This window comes from Variovorax sp. YR566, from assembly GCF_051992195.1.
Taxonomy (GTDB): domain Bacteria; phylum Pseudomonadota; class Gammaproteobacteria; order Burkholderiales; family Burkholderiaceae_C; genus Variovorax.
This window is the reverse complement of record NZ_CP197092.1, coordinates 1,262,369-1,287,842: the sequence shown is the minus strand read 5'-3', so window position 1 is coordinate 1,287,842 and position 25,474 is coordinate 1,262,369. Positions and strand designations below refer to the sequence as shown.

The following is a 25,474-nucleotide window of genomic DNA, read 5'->3' as shown; positions in this document are numbered from 1 at the left end:
GCTTGGTATTTCTTGGATTGGTTGCGCGCAGGCTTGTTACTGCACGCGGTTCCAGGTTTGGGTACGCCAGAAGGGGCCCAGGTAGCCGCGCACTTCGAGCTTCTTGCCGCCGTCGACGGGCGTGTAGCTCGCGCGGTATTCCTTGCCGTTCTCGGGGTCGAGGATCTTGCCGCCTTCCCAGACGTCCTTGCCTTCGGCCTTCTTGCCGCCGCGGATGATGTCCAGGCCCACCATGGGCTTGCCCTTGCGGTCGTCGCTGCATTCGTCGCAGGTGGCGCCGGGCTTGGCGTCCTTGCCCAGTGCCTTTTCGATGCGGCCGAGCAGCGCACCGTTGGTTTCATCGATGCGGATCTCGGCCTTGACCTCACCGGTCTTGTCGTCAACGTTGCGCCACAGGCCGACCGGCGTGACCTGGGCCATGGCCGAGGCTGCGGTGACGGCGAACAGAACGGCGGCGAATGCTTTCTTCATGCGTGTCTCCCGGCGAAGTGAAGGAAAAGGCAAAGGGCTTGCTTCAGGCCAGTGCCGCGTCGGTGTCCATCAGCACCTTGCTGCCGGCGCGCGCGGTGCGCATCAGCGTCGCGGTCTCGGGGAACAGCTTGGCGAAGTAGAAGCGTGCGGTCTGCAGCTTGGCGACGTAGAACGGGTCGGTGTTGCCGGCGGCGATTTCGCGCAGTGCAACCTGCGCCATGCGGGCGAACAGGTAGCCGAACACGAAGTGGCCGGCCACGCGCAGGTAGTCGACAGCAGCGGCGCCCACTTCGTCGGGGTTCTGGAAGCCCTTGAAGCCGATCTCGGTCGTGAACTTGGTGAGCTGGTCGCCCAGGCCCGCGATGGGGTTGATGAACTCGGCCATCTTCTCGTTGACGCCCTCTTCTTCCACCAGCTTCGCAACCAGCTTGCCGAACTTCTTCAGCGACGCGCCGTTGTTGCCCAGCACCTTGCGGCCCAGCAGGTCCAGCGACTGGATGGTGTTGGTGCCTTCATAGATCATGTTGATGCGGTTGTCGCGCACGAACTGCTCCATGCCCCATTCCTTGATGAAGCCGTGGCCGCCGAACACCTGCATGCAGGCGTTGGTTGCAACGTGGCCGTTGTCGGTGATGAAGGCCTTGACGATGGGGGTCAGCAGCGCGACCAGTTCGCCGGAGTCCTTGCGCACCTTCTCGTCGGGGTGGTTGTGTTCCTTGTCGAGCAGCAGCGTGCAGAAGATCTGCAGCGCGCGGCCGCCTTCGGCATAGGCCTTGGCAGTGAGCAGCATCTTGCGCACGTCGGGGTGCACGATGATGGGGTCGGCTTCCTTGTCCTTGGCCTTCACGCCGGAGAGCGAACGCATCTGGATGCGGTCCTTGGCGTAGGCCAGCGCGTTCTGGTAGGCCACTTCGGTCAGGCCCAACGACTGGTTGCCCACGCCCAGGCGCGCGGCGTTCATCATCACGAACATCGCGGCCAGGCCCTTGTTGGGCTCGCCCACCAGCGTGCCGGTGGCGCCTTCGATCACGATCTGCGCGGTGGCGTTGCCGTGAATGCCCATCTTGTGCTCCAGGCCGGCGCAGAAGATCGGGTTGCGCTCGCCGAGCGAACCGTCGGCCTTGACCTTGAACTTCGGCACCACGAACAGGCTGATGCCCTTGCTGCCCTTGGGCGCGTCAGGCAGGCGGGCCAGCACCAGGTGAATGATGTTGCTCGTCATGTCGTGCTCGCCGGCCGAGATGAAGATCTTGCTGCCGCTGATGCGGTAGGTGCCGTCCGCCTGCGGCTCGGCCTTGGTGCGCAGCAGGCCGAGGTCGGTGCCGCAATGGGGTTCGGTCAGGCACATGGTGCCGGTCCATTCGCCGCTGGTGAGCTTGGGCAGGTAGGTCTTCTTCTGCTCGTCGGTGCCGTGCGCTGCGAGCGCCTCGTAGGCGCCGTGCGAGAGGCCGGGGTACATGGTCCAGGCCTGGTTGGCGCTGTTGAGCATCTCGAACAGGCACTGGTTCACAACGAAGGGCAGGCCCTGGCCGCCGAAGGCCGGGTCGCACGACAGCGCGGGCCAACCGCCTTCGATGTACTTGGCGTAGGCGTCCTTGAAGCCCTTGGGCGTCTTGACTTCATGCGTGGTCTTGTCGAGCGTGCAGCCCTCTTCATCGCCGCTGATGTTGAGCGGGAAGGTCACTTCGGCGGCGAACTTGCCGGCCTCTTCGATCACCGCGTTGATGGTGTCGGCATCGGTCTCGGCATGTGCCGGAAGCGCCTTGAGTTCCTCGGCGACGTTGAGCACTTCGTGCAGCACGAACTGCATGTCGCGCACGGGTGGGTTGTAGGTAGGCATCCGGAACTCTCCTGGTCGAAGCTAGATAGAAAAAAGAAAAAGGGGGAAAACGAAAACGGGGCAGGCCGCGCGCTTCTTCAGCGCACGGTCTTGAGGCGGCGGCGGCCGGCCGGCGCGGCCGTGTCGGCCTTGGGCGCATCGGGCGTGGCGCTGCGCGCGAGGATGTTGTCGAAGCCGACGTTGGCGCGGCCGATGGAGCCGGGCACCTGCAGGAAGCGCGCTTCGTAGTGCAGCGCGAGGATCAGGCCGTGAATCTCGAACGCCACCTGGCGCTCGTCGGCGTCGGCGCGCAGATGGCCTTCGCTCTGCGACTGCACGATGGCGCGCAGCACTGCCGCCTGCCAGATGCTGACCGACTCGACCAGCGCATCGCGCACCGGGCCTGGGCGGTCGTCGAATTCGGAAGCGCCGCTGATGTAGATGCAGCCCGAGTCGATTTCGGTCGAGGTGCGCTTCATCCAGTTGGCGAACATGGCGCGCAGGCGCGGCAGGCCGCGCGGCGCCTTCAGGGCGGGGAAGAATACTTCCTGCTCGAAGCGTGCGTGATACTCGCGCACCACCGAGATCTGAAGTTCTTCGCGCGAGCCGAAGTGGGCGAACACGCCCGACTTGCTCATCTTGGTGATTTCAGCCACCGCACCGATCGACAGGCCCTCGAGCCCGATCTGCGCGGCCAGCGCCAGCGCGGCGTCGACGATGACGGCCTTGGTCTGCTGGCCCTTCTGGGCGGCACGAGCGGGCTTGGCGGGAACGGCTGCTGCGGTCATCGTGGAATTTCCATGCAAAAACGAACGGTCGTTCTATTTTGCAGGGCTTTACCACTTTCGCCCGCAAGAAACCTTCGGGTATTGAAGGTTAATTGATGCGGGACGGGGCGCAATCGGCCCCATCCCTACCCCTCGGAAGCTCTGTTCAGAACTCCTGCGACACCGGCCGCAGCACGACTTCGTTGATGTCCACGTTCGCCGGCTGCTCCACCGCGTAGACGATGGCGCGCGCCACCGAATCGGACGGGATCTGGTTGGCGTCGTAGAACGCCTTCACGCCCGCCGCGGACTCGGCATCGCTGCTGCCGAACTTCAGCTCCGACTCGACCGCGCCGGGCGACACGATGGTCACGCGCACGCCGCTGTTGCCCACTTCCACGCGCAGGCCCTCGGAGATGGCGCGCACCGCGTGCTTGGTCGCGCTGTAGACGGTGCCGATGGGCGTGAACACCTTCAGCCCGGCAATGGATGCGACGTTGACGATGTGCCCGCTGCCCTGCGCCTGCATGCGCGGCAGCACGGCGGCAATGCCGTAGAGCACGCCCTTGATGTTGACGTCGATGGTGCGGTCCCACTCGTCGACCTTGAGCTTGTCGAGGGGCGACAGCGGCATCACACCGGCGTTGTTGACCAGCACGTCGATGCGGCCGAAGGCCTCGACGGTGGCGGCGGCGAGCTTGTTGAGGTCGGCGCGCTTGGCCACGTCGGTGGCCACGGCGATGGCCTCGCCGCCGGCTTCGCGGATTTCGGCGACGACCTTGTCGAGCCGGTCGGTGCGGCGGGCCGCGAGCACCACTTTGGCGCCGCGCGCGGCCAGGTGGCGCGCCGTCGATTCGCCGAGCCCGCTGCTCGCGCCGGTGACGATGGCGACCTTGCCCTTGATGTTGTCTTGAACGGATGTCATGGGAAATTCCTTTCGGGTGTGTGGAAGAAGTGCCTCCAGTGTGGAAAATCCACATGTTCCCGTAAATGAAACTCTGGCGACTTCAGAATTCCTCACAAAGGAACTCTCAACACCATGTCCAATCGTCTCGAAGCCCTGCGCGTGTTCTGCGCCGCCGCCGATGCCGCCAACTTCCGCGACGCGGCGGCGCGGCTTTCGGTGTCGCCGCAGGTGGTGACGCGCGCGGTGCGCGAGCTCGAAGACGAGCTCGGCGAGCCCCTCTTCCACCGCAGCACGCGCGGCGTGCAGCTCACCGACTTCGGTCGGCAGCTCTCGGAGCGGGCGCGCACCGCCCTGAGCGGAGTCGACGAACTCTTCCATCGCACCGACCGCCGCGCACTGTCGCAGCACCAGGGCACGGTGCGGGTCACGGCACCGGGCATCTTCGGGCGCCAGCTCATCCCGCAGGCGCTGGCGCCGATGCTCGCCGCGCACCCGGGCCTGGTGCTCGACCTGCGCGTCTCGGAGTCGCATGCCGACGTGGTCGGCGAGCAGATCGACATCGGCGTGCGCGTGGGCCCGCTGCGCGACGCCCGCTTCGTCGCGCGGCCGGTCGGCCGGATGGCGCTGCACGTGGTGGCCGCGCCCTCGCTGATCGCGCGCACCGGCGTGCCGAAGAAGATCGAAGCGCTGGCCTCGCTGCCGCTCACCGCATTGATCGACCGCAAGTCGGGCCGGCCCTGGCCGATGATGTTCCGCAAGGAGCGCCAGCTGGCCGTGACCTCGCCGGCCTTCGTCACCGACGACTTCGACACCGAGTGCGCCGCGGTGCTCGCGGGCCTGGGCTTCGCCCAGTTGATCGGCTCGCTGGCCGAGCCCTGGATCGAGCGCGGCGCGCTGGTGTCGGTGCTGGAGGCCGAGGCGCCCGAGCCGTGGCCGATTTATGTCTACCGCTCGCAACGGGCGCCTGTGCCGGCGCGCGTGCGGGTGGTGTACGACGAGTTGATCCGCGTGCTGCGCTGAGCGCTACGCCCGCTGCCAGGCGCCGGGCGTGAAACCGAAGTGGCGCGTGAAGATGCGCGTCATGTGGCTCTGGTCCGCGAAGCCGCTTGCGGCGGCGGTGTTCGCCAAGCTCGTGCCGCGTCGGATCAAGGCGCGTGCGCGTTCGGCGCGCTGCAGCAACAGCCACGCGTGGGGCGGCACGCCGTAGGCCTTCTGGAAGCGGCGCAGCAGCTGGAACTTGCCGAGGCCGGCCATCGCTGCAAGCTCATCGAGCGTGGGCGCGGCAAGCAGGTCATCGGCGAGGCGCTCGCGCACCAGCCGCACGTCGCCATCGATCTCGGGCTGCGGCACGGCGGTGGAATGGCCGCCAAGCAGCAGGCCGCAGACTTCGACCAGCGACTCTTCGCAGGCGAGGGCTTCGGCGCTTGCAGAGGCGCTCGCGGCGCGGTTACGCCAATCGTCGAGACGGGTGAACAGGCGGCGCAGCGCCTGTAGCAGCCGCAAGTCCTTGAGCACGGGCCGCGTGAATTCGACGCTGCCATCCACAATGCCGCCCAGCATGCCCGCCATCACGGCCGCGTCGAAATACACCATGCGCCAACGCCGCGACGGCCCGCCAAGCGGCCGGCCGTCGTGCACTTCCCCGGGATTGGTGGTGATCAGATCGCCCGCATAGGCATCGACCTTGCCGCGGCCGCTGGCCGAGCTTTGCGCGCCATGGTCGAGCAGCCCGACGCCGTAGGTCGCGTGCCAGTGGCGGCCGTAGTGGCGGGCACTGTCCATCGCGGTGCCGTGGACGCCCTCCCAGGGCGTTCCAAAGACCTGCGAGCGATGGTCCGGCGGCGTCTTCATCCGCCGGATGATCTCAGAGAACCGCGTTCAGAGCTTGAACGGAATCACTTCCTGGCGCTGCTCGCCCAGGCCTTCGATGCCCAGCGTCATCACGTCGCCCTTCTTCAGGAACAGCGGCGGCTTCATGCCCATGCCGACGCCGGGCGGCGTGCCGGTGGTGATGACGTCGCCGGGCATCAGCGTCATGAACTGGCTCACGTAGCTCACGATCTTGGCCACGCTGAAGATCATGGTCTTGGTGCTGCCGGTCTGCACGCGCTGGCCGTTCAGGTCGAGCCACATCGAAAGCTTCTGCGGGTTCTCGATTTCGTCGCGCGTCACCAGCCAGGGGCCGAGCGGGCCGAAGGTGTCGCAGCCCTTGCCCTTGTCCCAGGTGCCGCCGCGCTCGATCTGGTATTCGCGCTCGCTGATGTCGTTGATGGTGCAGTAGCCGGCCACGTAGTCGAGCGCGCTCTTTTGCGACACGTAGCGTGCGCGCGTGCCGATGACCACGCCGAGCTCGACTTCCCAGTCGGTCTTGACCGAGCCCTTGGGCAGCATCACCGGATCGTTCGGGCCCTGGATGCAGCTGTTGGCCTTGGTGAACACCACGGGCTCCTTGGGCACCGGCAGGCCCGATTCGGCCGCGTGGTCCGCATAGTTCAGGCCGATGGCGATGAACTTGCCGACGTTGGCCACGGGGCTGCCGAAGCGCGGCTTGCCCTTGACCAGCGGCAGCTTGTCGATCTTCTGCTTGCGCAGCTTGGCAATGGCGGCATCGCCCAGTTGCTCGGGGCCGATGTCCTTGACGACGGCGCTCAGGTCGCGCAGCTGGCCCTTGTCGTCGATGAGGCCGGGCTTTTCCTTGCCGGGGTTGCCATAGCGGACGAGTTTCATGCTTTCCTTTCAGTGCATTGAATTGAATTGATCAGTACGTGGAGCGGCCACCGGAGAGGTCGAAGACCGCGCCGGTGGAGAACGAACAATCTTCGGTGCAGAGCCAGCCGACCATCGCGGCCACCTCCTCCACCGTGCCGAAGCGGCCCATGGGAATCTTCGAGAGCATGAAGGCGATGTGCTCGGGCGTCATCTGGTCGAAGATAGCCGTCTTCACCGCTGCGGGCGTCACGCAGTTCACGCGGATGCCGGTGTCGGCCAGCTCCTTGCCGAGCGACTTGGTCAGCCCGATGACGGCCGCCTTGCTCGCGCTGTAGGCACTGGCGTTGGGGTTGCCCTCCTTGCCGGCCACCGAGGCGATGTTGACGATGCGGCCATAGCCACCGCTACCGCCAGTGCCCTGCTTGCGCATCTGCGCGACCACTTCGCGGCAGCACAGGAACACGCCGTTGATGTTGACGTCCATCACCTGGCGCCAGTCGTCCACGGGGTAGTCCCACAGCCTGGTGTTGGGGCCGGTGATGCCGGCGCTGTTGACCAGCGCGTCGATACGCGGCGCGTGCGCCAGCGTGGCGGCCACGGCCTTGGCGACAGAGGGCTGCTGCGACACGTCGACCTTCAGCGCAAAGGCCTTGGCGCCAAGCGACTCGGCCGCCTTCGCGGCGGCGTCTTCATCGCGGTCCCACAGCGTGACGCTGCCGCCCGAGGCCACGAGCCGCTGCGCGATGCCGAAGCCGAGCCCCGTGGCGCCCCCGGTGACGACTGCGTGGCGGCCCTTGAAATCGAGCTGGTTCATATGGTGATGCCGCCGTCGACGGTGAAGGCCTGGCCGGTGGCGAAGACCGATTCGTCGCTCGCGAGGAACACCACCACCGGCGCGATTTCCTCGGCCTGCGCGAGCCGGCCCATGGGCTGGCGCGCGATGAAGGCCTTGCGCGCGGCTTCGGGGTCGGCATTGGCGTTGATGCGGTCGCCAAGCGATGGCGTGTCGACCGTGCCCGGGCACACGGCGTTGCAGCGGATGCCGCGGGCCACGTAGTCGGCCGCCACGCTCTTGGTGAGGCCCAGCACCGCCGCCTTGGTGGTGCCGTAGACAAAGCGGTTGGGCAGCCCCTTCATGCTGGAGCACACGCTCGCCATGTTGATGATGCTGCCGCGCCCGGCCGCCAGCATGCCGGGCAGCACGGCCTGGATGGTCCACATCTGGGCGCGCACGTTGAGGCTGAAGGCGAAGAGCAGCTCGTCGTCGGTGGCTTGCTCGATGGTGCCGTTGTGCACCACGCCCGCGCAGTTGAAGAGGACGTCGAGCGCGGGCAGCTTCGCCACCAGCGCGCCGATGGCGGCCTTGTCGAGCACGTCGAGCTTGAGCGCGGTGACGTTGGGCACGCCCGCGTAGCGCTCGAGCAGCTTCTCGTTGACGTCGGTGGCCCAGACCTGCGCGCCCTCGGCGGCCATGGCCAGCACGCTGGCGTAGCCGATGCCCTGGCCGGCGGCGGTGACCAGCGCGGTCTTTCCCTGCAATCTCATCGGTGTCTCCTCGGGTCGTGTCTTCGGGTTAGGCCCGATGATGGCGCGGGCGGTGTATCGTATTCTGAATTGGCCTTACCACTTGTCCAATTCAGGACAACCCTTAAGCCCCTCGACCTCCTTTTTTCGCTCCCGTGCCGATCCAGACCCTCGAACCCCAGCGCCTCTACCGCCAGATTGCCGAACAGCTGCGCGTGCTCATCGGCAAGGGGGAGTTCGCGGCGGGCGCGCGCATTCCGGCCGAGCGCGACCTGGCCAAGCAGCTGGGCGTGAGCCGGCCCTCGGTGCGCGAGGCGCTGATCGCGCTGGAGGTGGAAGGCTGGGTCGAGATCCGCACCGGCTCGGGCGTGTACGTGCTCGACCGCTCGCACCGCACGGCCCCGCCCGCCAACGGAGCAGCCGGCGCCGAATGGGGGCCGCTCGAAATCATCCGCGCGCGCCGCCTGGTGGAAGGCGAGACCGCCGCCACGGCGGCCCAGTACGGCAAGCGCAAGGACGTGGACGCCATCCGCCGCGCCATCCAGATGATGCGCGAGATGGCCGCGCGCAGCGAAGTACCGCACGAGGGCGATCGCGCCTTCCACCTGGCCATCGTCAACGCCTGCGGCAACGTGGTGCTGACCGAGACGGTGCAGGGCTTCCTGGAGTCGCGCCACGGGCCGATCTTTGCGCGGATGATCGATTACTTCGAGACCATGGACTCGTGGCAGGCCGCCATCGGCGAACACGAAGCCATCCTCGACGCCGTCGCTGCGCGCGACCCGGCCGCGGCGCGCGAGGCAATGCACCAGCACATGGACAAGTTCCACCAGAGATTCAGCGCGAGCTGGCGCCGCGCGAAGACCTCCTGACAAACAAACAAGCGCCGACAGGCACTCACGATGACTCCCTACATCCGACTCCACCCCGCCGATGACGTCGTCATCGCGCGCTCGCAGCTGCTCGGCGGCACCGTCGTCGAAGGCGTGGCCGTGCGCGGCCTGATTCCGCCGGGCCACAAGATCGCGATGCGCGACATCGCCCAGGGCGAGCCGGTGCGGCGCTACAACCAGATCATCGGATTCGCGAGCAAGCCCATCGTCGCCGGCGAGCACGTGCACACGCAGAACCTGAACATGGGCCCGGACAAGGGAGACTTCGAACGCGATTACGCCTTCGGCGCCGACGTGAAGCCCGCCCCTGCGAAGCGCGAGGCCACCTTCATGGGCATCAAGCGCGCCGACGGCCGCGTGGCCACGCGCAACTACATCGGCGTGCTGACCAGCGTGAACTGCTCGGCCACGGCCGCGCGCGCCATTGCGGACCACTTCTCGCGCAAGACCAATCCGCAGGCGCTCGCGGCGTTTCCGAACGTGGACGGCATCGTCGCGCTCACGCACGGCACCGGCTGCGGCATGGACACGCAGGGCATGGGCATGCAGATCCTGGAGCGCACGCTGACGGGCTACGCCACGCACCCGAACTTCGCGGGCGTGCTGGTGGTCGGGCTCGGCTGCGAGGCCAACCAGATCAACGCCTGGCTCGCGACCGGCCACCTGGCCGAGGGCGAGAACTTCCGCACCTTCAACATCCAGGACACGGGCGGCACCCGCAAGACGGTCGAGAAGGGCGTGGCGCTCATCAACGAGATGCTGCCGCGCGCCAATGCGGTGAAGCGCGAGCCGTGCAGCGCGGCGCACATCACCATCGGGCTGCAGTGCGGCGGCTCCGACGGCTACTCGGGCATCAGCGCCAACCCGGCGCTGGGCGCGGCGGTCGACTTGCTGGTGGCGCACGGCGGCACGGCCATCCTCAGCGAAACGCCCGAGGTGTACGGCGCCGAGCACCTGCTGACGCGGCGCGCGGTGAAGCGCGAAGTGGGCCAGAAGCTGGTGGACCGCATCAAGTGGTGGGAGCACTACACCGAGATCAACGAAGGCGAGATGAACAACAACCCCTCGCCGGGCAACAAGGCGGGCGGACTCACCACCATTCTCGAAAAGTCGCTGGGCGCAGTGGCCAAGGGCGGCACCAGCAACCTCGAGGCGGTGTACGAATACGCGGAGCCCGTCACCGCGCACGGCTTCGTCTACATGGACACGCCGGGCTACGACCCGGTGAGCGCCACGGGCCAGGTGGCCGGCGGCGCCAACCTGATCTGCTTCACGACCGGGCGCGGCTCGGCGTATGGCTGCGCGCCCTCCCCCTCGCTCAAGCTCGCGACCAACTCGGCGCTGTGGCAGCGGCAGGAGGAAGACATGGACATCAACTGCGGCGAGATCGTGGACGGCACGGCGTCGATCCAGGAGATGGGCCAGCGCATCTTCGAACTGGTGCTGGCCACCGCTTCGGGCGCGCAGTCGAAGAGCGAGCAGCACGGCTACGGGCAGAACGAGTTCGTGCCGTGGCAGGTCGGCGCGGTGATGTGACGTGATGTGAATCCATCGACAAGGAACAGCATGGCCAACCTCCCCTTCGGATTTCTCGAGGGCACCGGCTTCGAGCACCGAGACCCTCGCTTCAAGTCCTGCATTCCCGGCCCCGAGCGCGTGCAGCGGCTGTGGACCGGTGCGCGCTGGTGCGAAGGCCCCGTGTGGTTCGCCGCGCACCGCACGCTGGTGTGGTCGGACATTCCGAACAACCGCATGCTGCGTTACGACGAAGTCAATGGCACGGTCGGCGTGTTCCGTGAACCTGCGAACAACACGAACGGCAACACGGTCGACCGCCAGGGCCGCCTCGTGAGTTGCGAGCACCTCACGCGGCGCGTGACGCGCACCGAGCATGACGGCACGATCACCGTGCTGGCCTCGCACTGGCAGGGCAAGCGTCTCAATTCGCCCAACGACGTGGTCGTGCATTCGGACGGCGCCGTGTGGTTCACCGACCCGAGCTACGGCATCCTCTCCGACTACGAGGGCCTGAAGGCAGACAGCGAGATCGGCGCCTGCCATGTCTACCGCATCGACCCGGCGAGCGGCGAGGTCGAACGCATGGCCGACGATTTCGTGAAGCCCAACGGCCTGGCGTTCTCGCCCGACGAATCGACGCTGTACATCGCCGACACGGGTGCGAGCCATGCGGCGGACGGGCCGCGGCACATCCGCCGTTTCAGTGTCGGCCCCTATGCCAGGAGACTGGACGGCGGCGAAGTGTTCGCCGAATGCACCAACGGGCTGTTCGACGGCTTCCGGCTCGACACCGAAGGCCGCATCTGGACCAGCGCACTCGACGGCGTGCACGCCTATCACCCCGACGGCACGCTGCTCGGCAAGATCCTGATCCCCGAGCGCGTGGCCAACGTCTGCTTCGGCGGGCCCAAGCGCAACCGCCTTTTCATCTGCGCGACCACGTCGCTCTATGTCATCACGCTGAACGCGAAGGGAGTCTGATCCATGTCCAGAACACTGGAGGCCAACGGCCTGCAAGCCACCGTCGCCCGCATCCTCAAGGCCGCGGGCAGTTCACCGACCGAAGCGCAACAGGTGGCCGCCAACCTCGTACTGGCGAACCTGAGCGGCCACGATTCGCACGGCGTGGGCATGCTGCCGCGCTACGTGGATGCGGTGGCCGAGGGCGGGCTGAAGCCGAACGCAGCGGTGCGCGTCAACCTCGACATCGGCACGCTGATGGGCCTGGACGGCCAGCACGGCTACGGGCAGATCGTCGGCGTGCAGGCGATGGAACTCGGCATTGCGCGGGCGAAGCAGCACGGCAGCTGCATCTTCACGCTCTCGCACGCGCACCATCTGGGGCGCATCGGGCACTTCGCGGAAATGGCGACGTCGCAGGGGCTGGTGGCCATGCACTTCGTCAACGTGCTGTCGCGGCCGGTGGTCGCACCCTGGGGCGGCGGCGACGGGCGCTTTGGCACCAACCCGTGCTGCATCGGCATTCCGCTCGCGGGCGCCGAGCCCTTCGTGCTCGATTACGCGACCAGCCGCGTGGCGCAGGGAAAGATGCGCGTGGCGCACAACAAGGGTGAGCGCGTGCCCGACGGCTACCTGATCGACGAGAACGGCGCGCCGACCAACGACCCCGGCGTGGTGGTGGTGCCGCAGGGCAACGGGCTCTTCGGCGCACTCATGACTTTCGGCGAACACAAGGGCTACGGGATGGCGGTGGCGTGCGAGCTGCTCGGCGGCGCGCTCACTGGCGGCGGCACGTGGCACCGGCCGGCGGACACGGCGCGCACGGTACTGAACGGCATGCTGACCGTGCTGATCGACCCGGCGCGGCTGGGCACGCAAAAGTCCTTCGACGAAGAGGCGCGGGAGTTCGTCGACTGGCTGCGGCAGAGCCCGCCGGGGCAAGGCTTCGACGAAGTGCAGATTGCCGGCGAGCCGGAGCGCAAGGCGCGCGCGGCGCGCCGCAAGGATGGAATCTGGGTGGACGACGCGACGTGGGGAGAAATCGTCGCGGCGGGAGCCAAGGTAGGCGTGGCCGTCGCGTAGGGCTTTGGCGCCGGCGGCTATCGGCGGGCACTTCGCGACTTCTGGCTCAGCACCAGCGCGATGCCTCCCAGAATTGCCACCGAAGCAGCCGCCAGCCGCGGCGTGATCGCCTCCGACAGGAACAGCACGCCGCCGAACGCAGCCAGGAGCGGCACCGACAACTGCACGGTGGCCGCGCGCATGGCCGAAAGGCGGCTCAGCGCGGCATACCAGACCGCGTAGCCGAGGCCCGAAGTCAACGCGCCGGAAGCCACGGCAAGCACAAGGCCGGTCGCGTCCACGCGAGCGCTGGCCGCAAACACCAGGCTCAACGCCAAGGCAAGCGGCACGGCCCGCGTGAAGTTGCGTGCCGTAGCGGCCAGCGGGTCAGCCACCCCACGGCCGCGCAAGGAATACACGCCCCACGCCACACCCGCGATCGCCATCAGCACGGCGCCGAGAAGCGGCGGCGCGGCGATGCCCGGGGACACCAGGTAGACGAGTCCGCCAGCCGCAAGGACAAAGCCGAACCATGCGAGAGTCCCGAAGCGCTCACCGCCGGAGCGCAAGCCCACGCCGAACATCGTCAGCTGGACCGCGCCGAACAGGATCAGCGCGCCCGTGCCCGCCGGCAGGCTGAGGTAGGCGAAGGAGAAGAACGCGACATAGCCGAACAGCATGACGGCGGCCAGCCAGTCGACGCGGGCGGACGAGGCCGGCGGCTGCGCCCTGAAACGCACGATGAGCCCCAGCATGAGCGCTCCCGCCACGAGCCTGACGCTGCCGAAGCTCGCTGCATCAATGCCTTTGTGCTGCAGCGCGAGCCGGCACAGCAGCGAATTGGCCGCGAACGCGAGCATGGCCACCGCCGTGAGGAGGATCGTCTGCAGCGTGGGCTGCCGGTTGTCGCGCGCGTCATCGGGCATGCGCCCTCCGTCGAGGAACCTGCGCAAACATGGGCCTGCCACCGAGGCCCGGCGGCAAGGGGCGCGTTGATGCTACTCCGCTCGAAGACTCAAGGCGAGCCGGCCGACGCCCCGCAAGGGACGAGCGCGAATCAAACGATCAATGCGATCGTGGCTTCGAGGTGCTCAGACGGTGCGCGGCGGAAACCCGAGCGCGCAAAGCGCTGCAGCTGGCCCACGACGAAGGCCGTGAGCGCCGCGGCGCGCACCTGGGCGTCGACGCTGGGCGTGGCCGAGCCGTCGGCCGCGGCAGCCCCGCGCAACACCTGGCGCAGGGTGGCCTCGATCTTGTCGAAGAACTGGTTCATGCGCTGCTGCAGGCGTTCGTTCTCGTAGACCAGCGCGTCGCCCACCATGACGCGGGTCATGCCGGGGTTGCGCTCGGCGAACTGGACCAGCAGCGTGAGGATCTTGGCGGCCTGCTGGGCGCCGGTGGCACCCTCGCGCTCGAGGATCTGGTTGACCAGCGTGAAGACGCTCTGCTCGATGAAATCGATCAGGCCCTCGAACATCTGGGCCTTGCTGGCGAAATGGCGGTAGAGCGCGGCCTCGCTCACTTCGAGACGGGCGGCCAGCGCGGCGGTGGTGACCCGCTCGGCGCCGGGCTGCTCGAGCATGGCGGCAAGCGCCTGCAGGATCTGCACGCGCCGCTCACCCGGCTTCGGGCGCTTGCGCGCCGGGGGAGTGAGCGTGTCCGCAGGGGTCTCTACGCCGGAAGCACTGGTCGTCTCTTCGTTCTGCATGGGAGCGCGTGCAAAGATGTAATCAATTGATTCTCGCACAGCGCAGTGAGCACGCGCCTTCCACGCAGCTTGGGGCTCAGCGGGCGCGGATCATCGTCCCATAAGCCTGGTCGGTCAGGATCTCGAGCAGCATCGCGTGCGGCACCCGGCCGTCGATGATGTGCACCGCGTTCACGCCGCTCTTGGCGGCGTCGAGGGCGCCTTCGATCTTGGGCAGCATGCCGCCCGAGATGGTGCCGTCGGCGAACAGGTCATCGATTTCGCGCGCACTCAGGTTGGTGAGCAGCTTGCCGTCCTTGTCGAGCACGCCGGGCGTGTTGGTCAGGAGCATGAGCTTCTCGGCCTTGAGCACGGTGGCCAGCTTGCCGGCCACGACGTCGGCGTTGATGTTGTAGCTTTCGTTGTCCTCGCCGAAGCCGATGGGGCTGACGACGGGGATGAAGGCGTCGTCCTGCAGCGCCTTGACCACGCTGGGATCGATGGAGACGATGTCGCCGACCTGGCCCACGTCATGGTGCACGTTGGGATCGGCGCGGTCGGCCAGCTTGAGCTTTTGCGCACGAATCAGCCCGCCGTCGCGCCCCGTGAGGCCCACCGCCTTGCCGCCGGCCTGGTTGATCAGGCCCACGATGTCCTGCTGCACCTCGCCGGCCAGCACCCATTCGACGACTTCCATGGTCTCGGCGTCGGTGACGCGCATGCCCTGGATGAAGCTGCCCTTCTTGCCCAGGCGGTTGAGCGCCGCTTCGATCTGCGGGCCGCCGCCGTGCACCACCACCGGGTTCATGCCGACCAGCTTGAGCAGCACCACGTCCTCGGCAAAGTCGGCCTGCAGCGCCGGATCGGTCATGGCGTTGCCGCCGTACTTGATGACGATGGTCTTGCCGTGGAACTTGCGGATGTACGGCAGCGCCTGGGCCAGGATCTCGGCCTTGTCGCGCGGGGGGATGTTGAGGACGGGGTCGGTCATGGGCGGTCAGGCTCCAAAGCGAAGGACGGAAGGAAATTCTCGCAAAGAAAGATGTCGTCAGGGGCGCAGCCAGCGCGGGACCTTGAAGCGAACGATCATCAGGTAGGCGCCCACATAGGTGGTGACGAACAGCAGGCAGAAGAACATCAGCATGATCGTGTTGTTCCAGAACAGCACGGCCGGCACCACCGACAGCGCGGCAAACATCCACAGATACGGCGAGGTGCGGTTGTTGCGCGCCAGCAGTTGCCGGGCCTCGTCGTCCGCGAAGGCCACGCGCACGATGCGCCGGAAGATCAGCTGGTGGAAATGCAGCGCATCGGCCGTGCCGGGCGACTGGCCGCGCGCCAGCTTGCGGTAGATGGAGAACAGCGTCTCCCACACCGGATAGATCAGCAGCAGCATCGGGAACCAGGGCGACACCACCCGGTGCCGCTGCACCAGCGTCACGCAGGCCACGGCGATCACCATGCCCCAGACGTAGGCTCCGCCGTCGCCGGCGAAGATCTTGCCGCGCGGGTAGTTCCAGACCAGGAAGCCGAAGGTGGCGCCGACCAGGCAGATCACCATGGCCGCCAGTTGCCGGTCGCCCACCTGCAGCGCCACGTGGGAAATTGCCAGGCAGACCAGCACAGCGACCGTGCCCGCGAGCCCGTTGTAGCCGTCGATGATGTTGAAGGCATGCGGCAGGCCGCCGATGGCCAGGGCCGCGAACAACACGGTGGCGTACGGAATCATCGCCAGCCAGCCGTCGACCGTCTCGAAGCCGGTGCGTGCCACGCCCAGCCCCAGCAGCCAGCACACGAGCAGCGCCGAACCGATGGTGAGCCCCAGCCGGTAGCGCACCTTCACGTTCTGGGTAACGTCTTCGACGATGCCGCCCAGCACCGCCGGCAAGATGCACAGCAGCGTGAGCATCGAGGTCTTGACCGGCCACGACACGTTGAACGGATCGGTGCCGGTGATGCCGGCGGCCAGCCAGGCCACCCCCATGCCCACCAGGATGCCCGCACCGCCCAGGCGCGGCACGTGGCCTTTGTGGAAGCGCTGGGGCATGTCGGCGCCGTAGAGGCGGGCATGCCTGCGCGCGCGGCGCATGAACAGCTGGACCGAGAAGGCAGCGACGAAGAAACTGATGACGATCAGAGCAATCATGTGTGGGGGTTGGGGAACCCTAGAATTCCCGAGCGAAATTAGACCATGCCCACGCCCCCCTCCCCCCGCCCCCCGATCACCATTTCAATCGTGAGCCACGGCCAGCTCGCGCTGGTGCTGCCGCTGCTCGAGCAGCTGGACCGGCACAGCCGCGAAGTCATCGACAAGGTTTTGCTCACATTGAACATTCCCGAGCCCGATGTGCTCGCTGGCCGCAACTGGGGCTTCGAGGTGGAGCGGATCGAGAACGCGAGCCCCAAGGGCTTCGGTGCCAATCACAACCAGGCCTTCGAGCGCTGCGGCACGCCCTGGTTCCTGGTGCTCAACCCGGACATCCGCTTTGACAGTGACGTGCTGACGCCGTTGCTCGCGCAGGCCGCGGCCGACGCCGGCCTGCTGACGCCGCGCATCCTGGAGCCCGGCAAGGCCGAGCCGGAGCCGCACCGGGCGATGCTCACGCCGCTTGAAATCGCAGGAAGAAGGAAGCCCGGCTATGTGCGGCCGACGGTGCCGGCGTGGATTCCGGGGCTGTTCATGCTGTTTCGCAGCGAGGTCTACCGGCAGCTCGGTGGCTTCGACGAGAAATTCTTCATGTACGGCGAAGACTTCGACATCTGCGCCCGCACCCGGCTCGCAGGCTGGAAACTGCAGGTCGGCGAAGACCTGGTCGCCCGGCACGACGCGCAACGAGAAAGCCACCGGAGCAAGAAATACCTGTACTGGCACGTGACCAGCCTGCTGAAGGTGTGGCTGTCGGGGTCGTTCTGGCGGTACTGGCGGCTTCGCGGTTGACCGATCAAGTCTGTCAGCCGCGTTCGAGCAAGTCTTGCGCGATGGCGTGCCCGCCGCGGCCGAAACGCGCATAGCGGCCGCGGGCCGCCTCGATCAGGATCAGCAGCAGACGCAGCGGCCGCGCCGCCGGAAGCTCGGCCCGGAACCGCTGATGCTCGACCTTGGCGCGCTGTGCCTCCAGATAAGCGGCCGGCACCCGGGCGCCCAGCTGCTGCAAGCGCAGTAGCAATGCCTCAGCCCGACGCAACCGCGCCACGTGCTTGTCGCCGCGTTCGGCAAAGGCCTTGGCCATCTTCTCGGACAACGTGAGCCGCCGTGCGCCGATCTGGTTGCTGGCGTGCTGGCGGTAGTCGATGGTCGGCTCGGGCAGCACGTCCACGCGGCCGATGGCTGCCGCCACGGCGGCCAGCCATTCGTCGTGCACCCACTCCGGCGCGAACGGCAGCGCTGTGTCGAGCAGGGTCTTGCGGAACATCGTGGTGGCGCCGGTCACGAGATTGCGCCGCAGCAGCACACCGAAGGCCTCGCCATTCGCGATCGCTGCCAGTTCGGCTGGCTGCACTTCGAGCGCGTGGAAGAGCGTGGAGCCCAGGGGCTTGAGTTCGGCATCGACGAGGCGCGCGTCGGTGTGCAGCAGCAGCAGGTCGGGCCGCGCCTCGAACTGCGCCACCATGCGCGCGAGCCGGCCTGGGTGCCAGGCGTCGTCCTGGTCGCACAGGGCGATGAGCTCATGGCTGCAGGCGCGCGCGGCCTGCTCGAAGTTACGCGTGACGCCCAGCGGCGGCGTATTGCTGAACACGCGCAGCGCGACCTGGTCCGCCACGCCGCACTGCGCGAGGGTGTCGCGCACGACGGCCAGGGTGTCGTCGGTCGAGCCGTCGTCGGACAGCACGATCTCCCGCGGCAATGGCGTCTGCGCGCAGATGCTGCGGACCTGCTCGGGAAGATAGCGCGCGCCGTTGCGGGTGCAGAGCGCGACGGAAACGTCGAGGGCCATCAGACCGGAGGCAGGCGGGGCGGCCAGGCGTAGCTGAAGTCTTCGCGGGCCAGCATGAGGTTGGGGCTGTAGGCGGGGTCGTTCTGGATGATGGCGCCCCAGCGTTTGTGCATGTAGGCGGCTTCTTCCTGGAACTGTGCCTGCTTCTGCGGCGAGACATCCTTGGCGCGGGTGGCAGACTCGTAGTGGAACAGCTCCGCGTAGGGCGTCCAGACGTTGCGCAGGCCCGCTTCGCGCAGCCGGAGGCAGAAGTCGATGTCGTTGAAGGATTCCTTCAGGTGCACCTCGTCGAGGCCGCCGACTTCGAGGTAATGACGCTTCTGAATCACGAGGCAGGCCGCGGTGACCGCGGAGAGCGTCTGGATCAACGCCGCGCGGCCCGCATAGCCTTCACGACCCATCGGCATGCGGCGATGCGAATGCGCGGCAATGCCCCCCACGCCCAGGATCACACCGGCGTGCTGCAGGGTCTTGTTGGGAAACCACAGCCGCGCCCCCACGGCGCCCACGCCCGGCTGCACCGCAAGGCTCACCATCTCACCGAGCCAGTCCGGCGTGATGACCTCGATGTCGTTATTGACCAAGGCCACCAGTTCGCCATTGGCCGCGGCAACCGCGCCGTTGTTCAGTGCCGCGTAGTTGAAATCGCGGTCGTCGCGCAGCACGCGGACATTCGGCTTCTCTGCGGCAATGCGCTTGAACCAGGCCAGCGTGTCCGGATCATCGGAGCCGTTGTCGACGATGATGATTTCGTAGTTCGAATAGCTGGTTTTCTCCAGAATCGATTCGACGCATTGCCGAGTCAGCCGCAAGGCATTGCGCGTCGGGATGATCACGGAAACCAACGGTAAGACATCGGGCAAGGCGTAATGCACGCGGTACCCGAAGTCGAGGTGTTCGGCGGTGGCGCGTACACCGGTGCGCATGAAATGCTCATTCAGCGCGCGCTCACCTGCAAGGGCCGCATAGGGCTTGGCGCTCATCGAACGGGCCGTGCTTTCGACGTGCACGCGCCAGTGGTACAGCACGCGCGGAATATGCTGGATCTGATTGGACTGTATCCGCTCCATGCAGCGCAGCACCAGATCCCAGTCTTGCGAGCCTTCCATGCCGACGCGGAAGCCCTCGACAGAACGCATCAGTTCGGTCGAAAGCACGCCCAGATGGCTGAACATGTTCTGCGAGCGGAAAAGATCGACGTTCCAGTCCGACTTGAAGTAGGGCCCGAACCGGTGGCCGCCTTCGTCGACCTTGTCTTCGTCCGAATAGATCAGTTTCACGTCAGGGTGGGTCGCGATGCAATCGGCCACCCAGAAAAGCGCATGGGCTGGCAGCAGGTCGTCGTGGTCCATGAGCGCGACCCAGGAACCCGAGACCAGTTCCAGTGCGCTGTTGGAAGCGGCCGAGATATGACCGTTTTTCGGGCGGAATACCATCTTGATGCGCGGGTCGCTCTCGCTGTACGACTTGAGGATCTCGCGCACCTCGGCCGAAGGCGATGCGTCGTCGGCGATGCAAAGCTCCCAGTTCGGATAGATCTGGCTGCGCACCGACTCGATGGCCTCGCGCAGCCACGCGGGGTTGGGGTTGTAGGTGGGCATCACGACCGAAATCAGCGGCCGGTCTTTCATGGCGGCGACGCGCTGGGCGATCTTGTCGCGCAATTCGGGAGTCAGGGTGTCATAGCGCTGCACCCACTTCGTATAGTCGTTGTAGCCGCCGAATCGCCGGCCCAACTCCCAGCGAATGCCCGCCCACCCCGACTTCTTGAACATTCGCCATGCCCGCTGCACGCGCCCCATCATTCCGGGGCCTTGCCAGAGTCCGGCCAGGCCGAGGATGAATCGATAGACAGATTTCATAGATTGCGCACCCGCGAGGCGGATGAGGCGGAGCTTGTGAGGAAATACCTGAAATAGACAGGGCGATGCCGAAACATGGCGTCGCTGACCTTGCGGGAGGGGATTATCTTCGCAACCAGTCGCCACAAAGGACGGCGCCAGCCGTTTCACTCCTACGCCGGCCGTGGGAGGGCTGCCCGTAAAATTGATCGGTTAAAAAGCTAAAGGAAAACAATGAGGCTACTCTCTGTGGTGCTCTCGGGAGGCGCCGGCTCCAGGCTCTGGCCTGCTTCGCGTCAGGCTTTTCCCAAGCCATTCATGAAAATCGGCGACTCCACGCTGCTTCAACAGGCTGTCGAGCGTGGACAGGCCTGCGGGACCGGCGACCTGATGGTCGTGACCAACAAGGACCATCTGTTCCTCACGAAGGACGTGCTCGGGCAGATGAGCGACCCGCCCACCACCACCTTTCTCCTTGAGCCCAAGGGGCGCAACACCGGTCCGGCCATTGCGCTGGCAGCGCTTCAATGTGCGCGCCAGTTCAGCGGCGACACCGTGATGCTTGTCCTGTCCGCGGACCACCTGGTGCCGGACGTGGAAGCTTTCGTCGCCAGTGCAACAGAAGCCTTCCGCCTTGCCCAGGAAGGCAATCTCGTGGTTTTCGGCGTGAGCCCGACGAGCCCCGACACGGGCTTCGGCTATATCGAGGTCGAGCATGTCTCGCGCGAGAGCCAGGCGGTCAAGCGCTTCGTCGAGAAACCCGACCTCGAGACGGCGCAGAAGTATCTGGCCACCGGCCGCTACTACTGGAACAGCGGCATGTTCGCGTTCACTGCCGACACCATCATCGCGGCGCTCGAGAAGCACGCCCCCGATGTGATCAGGGCGGCAAGGCGTGCACTCGAGACTGCGAAGACCTCCGGCGCATCCGTCAACTTCGATCTGCATGCGTTCGGCCTGCAACCGGACATCAGCATCGATTACGCGGTGCTGGAGCACGCCTCGAATGTCCACGTGGTGCCCGCCAAGTTCAGTTGGAGCGACGTGGGTTCGTGGCCTGCGGTGTCCAATGCGCTGACGCCAGACGCCAGCGGCAACACGCTTCCCGACGATGTCGTCGCCCTCGACACGACGGGCACGCACGTGCAGGTCGAAAGTTATGGCCCGAAAGTCGTCGCCACCGTAGGCGTCCATGACCTCGTGATTGTCGACACGCCCGATGCGCTGCTGGTTCTGCACAAGGACAGTGCGCAAAAGGTAAAAAAGGTCGTCGACGTGCTCAAGGCTCGCAAGCACGACACGGTGCACCTGCCGCCGGTGGTCCACCGTCCGTGGGGCACGTATGCCTCGCTCAAGGAAGAGGAAGGCTACAAGGTCAAGCGCATCACCGTCAGACCTGGCGAAGCGTTGTCGCTGCAGTACCACCACCAGCGCGCCGAACACTGGGTGGTGGTGCAGGGTCAAGGCATCGTGCAGATCGGGGAAGTCGAGCACGAGACCTTTCCTGGTCAATACCGCTACATTCCCCTCAAAGAAAAACACCGACTGACCAACACTGGCGACGAAGAGCTGGTGCTCATCGAGGTTCAGTGCGGCGGTTACCTAGGCGAAGACGACATCGTCCGCCTCGCAGACACTTACGGCCGTACATGAGTCAAGTCCACTCCAATCTTCACCGAAGCGCCTTGTCCGACTGGTGGCAAGGCACCCGCCGCACCGATATCTGGTGGACCCTCGCCTGGTTCGACATCGTCCTGCGCTATCGCCGCTCCATGCTCGGCCCGATGTGGCTCACCCTGAGCATGGGCGTGATGATCGGAGGCATGGGGCCCCTGTACAGCTCGCTGTTCGGCACCGAGCTCTCGCGCTTCTTTCCGCACCTGGCGCTGGGCATCATCTTCTGGGGCTTTTTCTCCAGCATCGTGACCGATGCCTGCAACGCCTTCGTCGGATCGTCGAATTACCTGAAGCAGGGTTACTTTCCGATCAGCCTGTTCGTCTGGCGCAGCCTGGCGCGCAACCTGATCCAGTTTGCACACCAGATCGTGCTCTACATCCCCGTGGCGATCTGGGCCGGCATTTCGCTGTCCTGGTCGGTGCTGCTCGTGCTGCCGGCCTTCGCCATCCTGATCGTCAACGCGCATGCACTGGGCCTGTTGCTGGGGCTGATTTGCACCCGCTACCGCGACGTCACGCAGATCGTCACCAGCGTGATGCAGATGCTGATGTTCCTGACACCCGTGTTCTGGCTGCCCGAAAGCCTCCCAGGCCGCGCCAAGTACGTGCTGTGGAACCCGTTCGCGCAGATGCTGGACCTGCTGCGCACGCCCCTGATGGGCGGCGTGGCGCACATCCACAGCTGGATCGGCATCCTGGTCTGGACGGTGCTGTGCCTGACCCTTGCCGTCCTTCTGTTCTCGAAGTACCGCCGCCGCGTCGTCTACTGGCTCTGATCCATGGCATTCATTTCACTCAAAAACGTCGCCGTCAACTTCCCGATCTATGGCGCTGGCGCCAACTCCCTCAAGAAAACACTTGCGGCCTCCGTGACCGGCGGGCGCTTCGGCAAGGAAACCGGCGTGACGGTGGTGCAAGCGCTCAGCGGCATCAACCTCGAGCTCAAGAGCGGTGACCGGCTCGGCCTGGTGGGCCACAACGGCGCGGGCAAGTCGACATTGCTGCGCACGCTGGCCGGCGTCTATGAGCCGTCCTCGGGAGAGTTCGCGCGCCAAGGCTCGGTCGCCAGCCTGATCGACCCTTCGCTGGGCATCGAGATGGACGCGACGGGTGTGGAGAACATCATGCTGCGCGGCCTCGTGATGGGCATGAGCAAGAAGGAAATCGATCGCCTCACACCTGACATCTGCGAATTCAGCGGCTTGGGCGAGTATGTGAACATGCCCGTGCGTACCTACTCGACCGGCATGATGATGCGCCTGGCGTTCTCGATCTCTACCAGTGTCGAAGCCGACATCCTGCTCATGGACGAATGGCTCTCGGTGGGCGACGCGGAATTCACCGAAAAGGCTGAGAAGCGGATGCGGGACGTGGTCTCGAAGTCCGGCATCCTGGTGCTCGCATCGCATTCGCCGGAACTCATTGCCAAAGAGTGCAATCGTGTGATTCACCTGGAGCACGGGCGGATCGTCGAGCAGTAATGTTTGGCGCGCAAGCTCAGCGCCTTGTGCGCCGCAGCACGTCGATCTCTTCTAGACGTGCCTTGATCCTTCGCCCTGCGGCCTCCAGAGAGAGGTTGGCCTCGGCGCTCGCCTTGGCGCGAGCGCCGAGGCCACGCGCCCATACCTGATCGTCGTAGAGGCGACGCATGAGCCGTGCAGCGTGCTCAACCGACGGCTCCGCCCACTCAAGGTCGGCGTCGTAAGGAGGAATCGGCTTGCCGAGCTTCACGAGTTCATAGGGCACGAGCAGGCTGTTGCCGTCGTCCATGAAATCGACGTTGCCCGAGAAGTTGGTGGCGATCACGGGCTTGCCCATGAGCATGGCTTCCGCCATCGTGAGGCCAAGGCCTTCGCTGCGGTGGAGCGACACGTATGCGTCACAGGCATTCATGAGCGAGAGCACTTCATCGGGGCTGAACACTTGGTCGATGACCGTGATGTTCGCGCCGGCAGCGGCATCGCGCAGCTTCTGCAGCTCCGCCGGATGCCGGTCGCCGAACGAGGTTTTGAGGACCAGCGAGACCTTCTCGTCCTCACGAAAGGCGGCCCTGAAAGCGCGAATCAACCCCAACGGGTTCTTGCGCTCCATGACGCTCATCATGTGAAAGGTGAACAGGAAGGTGTAGCGGTCCTCATCCAGACCGAAATCGCTGCGCTTGCGCACCTCGAAAGGCGTCAGCCGCACCCCAGGAAATAAGGTGCGAACCGGCACGGACAAGCGCTCGCGCAGGCCGCGTGCGATGAATTCCGTGGCCGTCCAGACCTCATCGACCTGTTTCGCGCTTTCGACCCAGGCATCGGGGATCGAGTCGAATTCCCAGTACCAGTAAGCGATCCTGTAGGTCCGGGGCGAGCGTTCTGCAAGGTCGGCCCTCGCGTAGGCCTCCGGAAAAAAGGGTTCAGGCTGCGTATGTATGACCGTGACGTCGTACACCTCAAGGCCGTCGAAATCGACATGGTGCGGATCGTCCTTGGCGTCCGTTCGCAGGTCGCGCAGCGAAGTGTCGAGGCCGACCTGCCCAAGTGCCTCCGCGATCGACTCGACGGAGACTCGCAGGCCAGACGGATAGCAGAAATGGCCGATGATGTTCACGCCCGGCGTGAGCAGCGCCGACGCCACCGCCTCGACATCCAGTGCCTGGCACCATCGACGAGCCTCGGCGCTCAGGCCGACCTCCTCCGCGGAGGCCAGCCACTCGAGCAATGCGAGAGCTTGTGCGGGCTCCGAAAGGGCCTGCGGATGTCTGGCCTGCCAAGACACCTGAACACCATAGCCAAGGCGAACCTGCTGCGCCGGCTCATACCGCTCGGGAGCAGCGTCCACACCAACCCATTGAGAGTCGGCGCCGTAATGACGCGCGAACCAGGAAGCGAATCCGGACCAGCCGAAAACGGTTAATGCATCAGGAAACTGCCGCTGCCAATCGGGCGTGAACAAATAGGCGCGAGCCAGTTCTGCCCGCGGGTTCTCGGCCGCCTGCATGAAGAGCCAGAGAATCTCTTCACGCCGCAGGTTGGCCTCGGCCTCGTTCCATACATGCTGCATGAACCACCCGAACAGACTGTGCTGGCCGGCCGGGGTCAGCCCATGGGGCAGCACCTGCCGGATGCGCGGCTCAGCCATGAAAGCCTGCCGCGCCCGCGCGGCGAAGTCCGTGGAGAAAAGTTCGACGATATGCGCCAGCGAAGCAGGAGTCAGGCCAATGTTTTGCACTCCTTCGTCGCTTTGAAGCCACACCAGAAAGGCATTCTTGTCGGCCAACTCCGACAAAGCATAGGGAAACCTCGCATACAAGTCCTTACGACCACGCAACAAGGACATGCAAAACCGCGCCGCCGTCCCTATGTCGATCACTGCCCCAGGATCAACGGAAGACCCGGCAACCGACACCAGTGGCAGGCCCGCTGCCTCGGACAGTGCGGCGTCGCTATGCAAGTCCAACGTCGGCATGCGCGCCGCAACATTACCTTGCGCCAGTGCCTCCAGACGAGAGCGCTCCCTCTCGATCAGCCCCCCCAGCAGCTGCTCTCTCTCCTGGCTGGCCGCACGCTCCCGCAGGAAACGAAGCCGCTCGGGCATGCGCCATGGCGTCATCAACCAGAACGCGGCCTTCGGAACCCTTCGCGCGTTTCGGCGCAGCGCATCGAACCCTGTCATTTGTTATTTACTTTCTCTCGCAAACGTAATTTCTTCCGGATCGT

24 protein-coding genes are annotated in these 25,474 nt (G+C 65.9%); 9 read left to right on the top strand and 15 right to left on the bottom strand.

Annotation, left to right across the window (positions count from 1 at the left end; all coding sequences use genetic code 11):
• Nucleotides 1-36: 36 nt before the first annotated feature.
• The 4 genes from ACTG4X_RS05930 to ACTG4X_RS05915 form a co-directional block, all read right to left on the bottom strand.
• The gene (locus ACTG4X_RS05930) at nucleotides 37-471 is read right to left on the bottom strand and encodes a DUF2147 domain-containing protein (protein ID WP_440533422.1); all 435 of its coding nucleotides are present in this window, start codon (nucleotides 469-471) and stop codon (nucleotides 37-39) included.
• A gap of 43 nt (nucleotides 472-514) precedes the next feature.
• Entirely contained in the window at nucleotides 515-2,311 is a 1,797-nt protein-coding gene (locus ACTG4X_RS05925) for an acyl-CoA dehydrogenase C-terminal domain-containing protein (RefSeq protein WP_093057293.1), read from the bottom strand.
• Between the two features lie 77 nt (nucleotides 2,312-2,388).
• Nucleotides 2,389-3,078: a TetR/AcrR family transcriptional regulator gene (locus ACTG4X_RS05920; protein ID WP_440533421.1), complete on the bottom strand. Its 690-nt coding sequence runs from the start codon at nucleotides 3,076-3,078 to the stop codon at nucleotides 2,389-2,391.
• Nucleotides 3,079-3,223: 145 nt separating this feature from the next.
• Complete coding sequence (locus ACTG4X_RS05915; protein WP_440533420.1) at nucleotides 3,224-3,982, bottom strand: SDR family oxidoreductase; 759 nt, start codon at nucleotides 3,980-3,982, stop codon at nucleotides 3,224-3,226.
• Nucleotides 3,983-4,096: 114 nt separating this feature from the next.
• Between ACTG4X_RS05915 and ACTG4X_RS05910 the strand changes: the two genes are divergently transcribed.
• Nucleotides 4,097-4,984 (top strand): LysR family transcriptional regulator, encoded by an 888-nt coding sequence (locus ACTG4X_RS05910; protein ID WP_440533419.1) that lies wholly within the window; start codon nucleotides 4,097-4,099, stop codon nucleotides 4,982-4,984.
• 3 nt (nucleotides 4,985-4,987) lie between these two features.
• On the opposite strand, the gene ACTG4X_RS05905 is transcribed toward ACTG4X_RS05910, so the two are convergent.
• From ACTG4X_RS05905 to ACTG4X_RS05890, 4 genes are read right to left on the bottom strand one after another with little or no spacing between them, the layout of a single operon-like run.
• On the bottom strand, nucleotides 4,988-5,815 hold the full coding sequence (locus ACTG4X_RS05905; RefSeq protein ID WP_440533418.1) for an AraC family ligand binding domain-containing protein: 828 nt from the start codon (nucleotides 5,813-5,815) through the stop codon (nucleotides 4,988-4,990).
• 27 nt (nucleotides 5,816-5,842) lie between these two features.
• Nucleotides 5,843-6,691, bottom strand: coding sequence for a fumarylacetoacetate hydrolase family protein (locus ACTG4X_RS05900; protein WP_093057288.1), 849 nt, complete (start codon nucleotides 6,689-6,691; stop codon nucleotides 5,843-5,845).
• Between the two features lie 31 nt (nucleotides 6,692-6,722).
• On the bottom strand, nucleotides 6,723-7,487 hold the full coding sequence (locus ACTG4X_RS05895; RefSeq protein ID WP_097200214.1) for an SDR family NAD(P)-dependent oxidoreductase: 765 nt from the start codon (nucleotides 7,485-7,487) through the stop codon (nucleotides 6,723-6,725).
• Entirely contained in the window at nucleotides 7,484-8,218 is a 735-nt protein-coding gene (locus tag ACTG4X_RS05890; RefSeq protein WP_440533417.1) for an SDR family oxidoreductase, read from the bottom strand. The genes ACTG4X_RS05895 and ACTG4X_RS05890 overlap by 4 nt, the downstream gene beginning before the upstream one ends.
• Before the next feature lie 134 nt (nucleotides 8,219-8,352).
• Here ACTG4X_RS05890 and ACTG4X_RS05885 point away from each other — a divergent pair, with 134 nt between their 5' ends.
• From ACTG4X_RS05885 to ACTG4X_RS05870, 4 genes are read left to right on the top strand one after another with little or no spacing between them, the layout of a single operon-like run.
• The gene (locus ACTG4X_RS05885; protein ID WP_097200216.1) at nucleotides 8,353-9,069 is read left to right on the top strand and encodes a FadR/GntR family transcriptional regulator; all 717 of its coding nucleotides are present in this window, start codon (nucleotides 8,353-8,355) and stop codon (nucleotides 9,067-9,069) included.
• A 30-nt stretch (nucleotides 9,070-9,099) separates the two neighbouring features.
• The gene (locus tag ACTG4X_RS05880; RefSeq protein ID WP_093178346.1) at nucleotides 9,100-10,626 is read left to right on the top strand and encodes a UxaA family hydrolase; all 1,527 of its coding nucleotides are present in this window, start codon (nucleotides 9,100-9,102) and stop codon (nucleotides 10,624-10,626) included.
• Between the two features lie 30 nt (nucleotides 10,627-10,656).
• Complete coding sequence (locus ACTG4X_RS05875; RefSeq protein WP_097200217.1) at nucleotides 10,657-11,589, top strand: SMP-30/gluconolactonase/LRE family protein; 933 nt, start codon at nucleotides 10,657-10,659, stop codon at nucleotides 11,587-11,589.
• 3 nt (nucleotides 11,590-11,592) lie between these two features.
• Nucleotides 11,593-12,651 carry a malate/lactate/ureidoglycolate dehydrogenase gene (locus ACTG4X_RS05870; RefSeq protein WP_440533416.1) on the top strand — a complete coding sequence of 353 codons (1,059 nt, stop codon included), beginning with the start codon at nucleotides 11,593-11,595 and terminating at the stop codon, nucleotides 12,649-12,651.
• Nucleotides 12,652-12,668: 17 nt separating this feature from the next.
• Here ACTG4X_RS05870 and ACTG4X_RS05865 read toward each other — a convergent pair whose 3' ends face one another.
• The 4 genes from ACTG4X_RS05865 to ACTG4X_RS05850 form a co-directional block, all read right to left on the bottom strand.
• Nucleotides 12,669-13,556 carry a DMT family transporter gene (locus ACTG4X_RS05865; RefSeq protein WP_097200219.1) on the bottom strand — a complete coding sequence of 296 codons (888 nt, stop codon included), beginning with the start codon at nucleotides 13,554-13,556 and terminating at the stop codon, nucleotides 12,669-12,671.
• 131 nt (nucleotides 13,557-13,687) lie between these two features.
• Entirely contained in the window at nucleotides 13,688-14,338 is a 651-nt protein-coding gene (gene slmA / locus ACTG4X_RS05860; RefSeq protein WP_093057280.1) for a nucleoid occlusion factor SlmA, read from the bottom strand.
• A gap of 76 nt (nucleotides 14,339-14,414) precedes the next feature.
• Nucleotides 14,415-15,308: an acetylglutamate kinase gene (argB, locus tag ACTG4X_RS05855; RefSeq protein WP_093057279.1), complete on the bottom strand. Its 894-nt coding sequence runs from the start codon at nucleotides 15,306-15,308 to the stop codon at nucleotides 14,415-14,417.
• A gap of 57 nt (nucleotides 15,309-15,365) precedes the next feature.
• Nucleotides 15,366-16,463 carry a glycosyltransferase family 4 protein gene (locus tag ACTG4X_RS05850; RefSeq protein WP_093079168.1) on the bottom strand — a complete coding sequence of 366 codons (1,098 nt, stop codon included), beginning with the start codon at nucleotides 16,461-16,463 and terminating at the stop codon, nucleotides 15,366-15,368.
• A gap of 45 nt (nucleotides 16,464-16,508) precedes the next feature.
• Between ACTG4X_RS05850 and ACTG4X_RS05845 the strand changes: the two genes are divergently transcribed.
• On the top strand, nucleotides 16,509-17,255 hold the full coding sequence (locus tag ACTG4X_RS05845) for a glycosyltransferase (RefSeq protein WP_097200220.1): 747 nt from the start codon (nucleotides 16,509-16,511) through the stop codon (nucleotides 17,253-17,255).
• Nucleotides 17,256-17,268: 13 nt separating this feature from the next.
• Here ACTG4X_RS05845 and ACTG4X_RS05840 read toward each other — a convergent pair whose 3' ends face one another.
• Both ACTG4X_RS05840 and ACTG4X_RS05835 read right to left on the bottom strand, forming a co-directional pair.
• A complete protein-coding gene (locus ACTG4X_RS05840) occupies nucleotides 17,269-18,252 on the bottom strand; it encodes a glycosyltransferase family 2 protein (protein ID WP_440533415.1) in 984 nt (327 codons plus the stop codon).
• Entirely contained in the window at nucleotides 18,252-20,114 is a 1,863-nt protein-coding gene (locus ACTG4X_RS05835; RefSeq protein WP_440534365.1) for a glycosyltransferase family 2 protein, read from the bottom strand. Before ACTG4X_RS05835 ends, ACTG4X_RS05840 begins: the two co-directional genes overlap by 1 nt.
• Before the next feature lie 213 nt (nucleotides 20,115-20,327).
• On the opposite strand from ACTG4X_RS05835, the gene ACTG4X_RS05830 reads away from it, so the two are divergent.
• The 3 genes from ACTG4X_RS05830 to ACTG4X_RS05820 are packed head-to-tail and all read left to right on the top strand — an operon-like array spanning nucleotide 20,328 to nucleotide 23,251.
• Nucleotides 20,328-21,746 carry a mannose-1-phosphate guanylyltransferase/mannose-6-phosphate isomerase gene (locus ACTG4X_RS05830; RefSeq protein ID WP_440533414.1) on the top strand — a complete coding sequence of 473 codons (1,419 nt, stop codon included), beginning with the start codon at nucleotides 20,328-20,330 and terminating at the stop codon, nucleotides 21,744-21,746.
• A 32-nt stretch (nucleotides 21,747-21,778) separates the two neighbouring features.
• A complete protein-coding gene (locus ACTG4X_RS05825) occupies nucleotides 21,779-22,546 on the top strand; it encodes an ABC transporter permease (protein WP_257014991.1) in 768 nt (255 codons plus the stop codon).
• Between the two features lie 3 nt (nucleotides 22,547-22,549).
• Complete coding sequence (locus ACTG4X_RS05820; RefSeq protein ID WP_093178336.1) at nucleotides 22,550-23,251, top strand: ABC transporter ATP-binding protein; 702 nt, start codon at nucleotides 22,550-22,552, stop codon at nucleotides 23,249-23,251.
• A 16-nt stretch (nucleotides 23,252-23,267) separates the two neighbouring features.
• On the opposite strand, the gene ACTG4X_RS05815 is transcribed toward ACTG4X_RS05820, so the two are convergent.
• Nucleotides 23,268-25,430, bottom strand: a complete 2,163-nt coding sequence (locus tag ACTG4X_RS05815; protein ID WP_440533413.1) for a glycosyltransferase family 4 protein — start codon at nucleotides 25,428-25,430, stop codon at nucleotides 23,268-23,270.
• Nucleotides 25,431-25,474 lie beyond the last annotated feature (44 nt).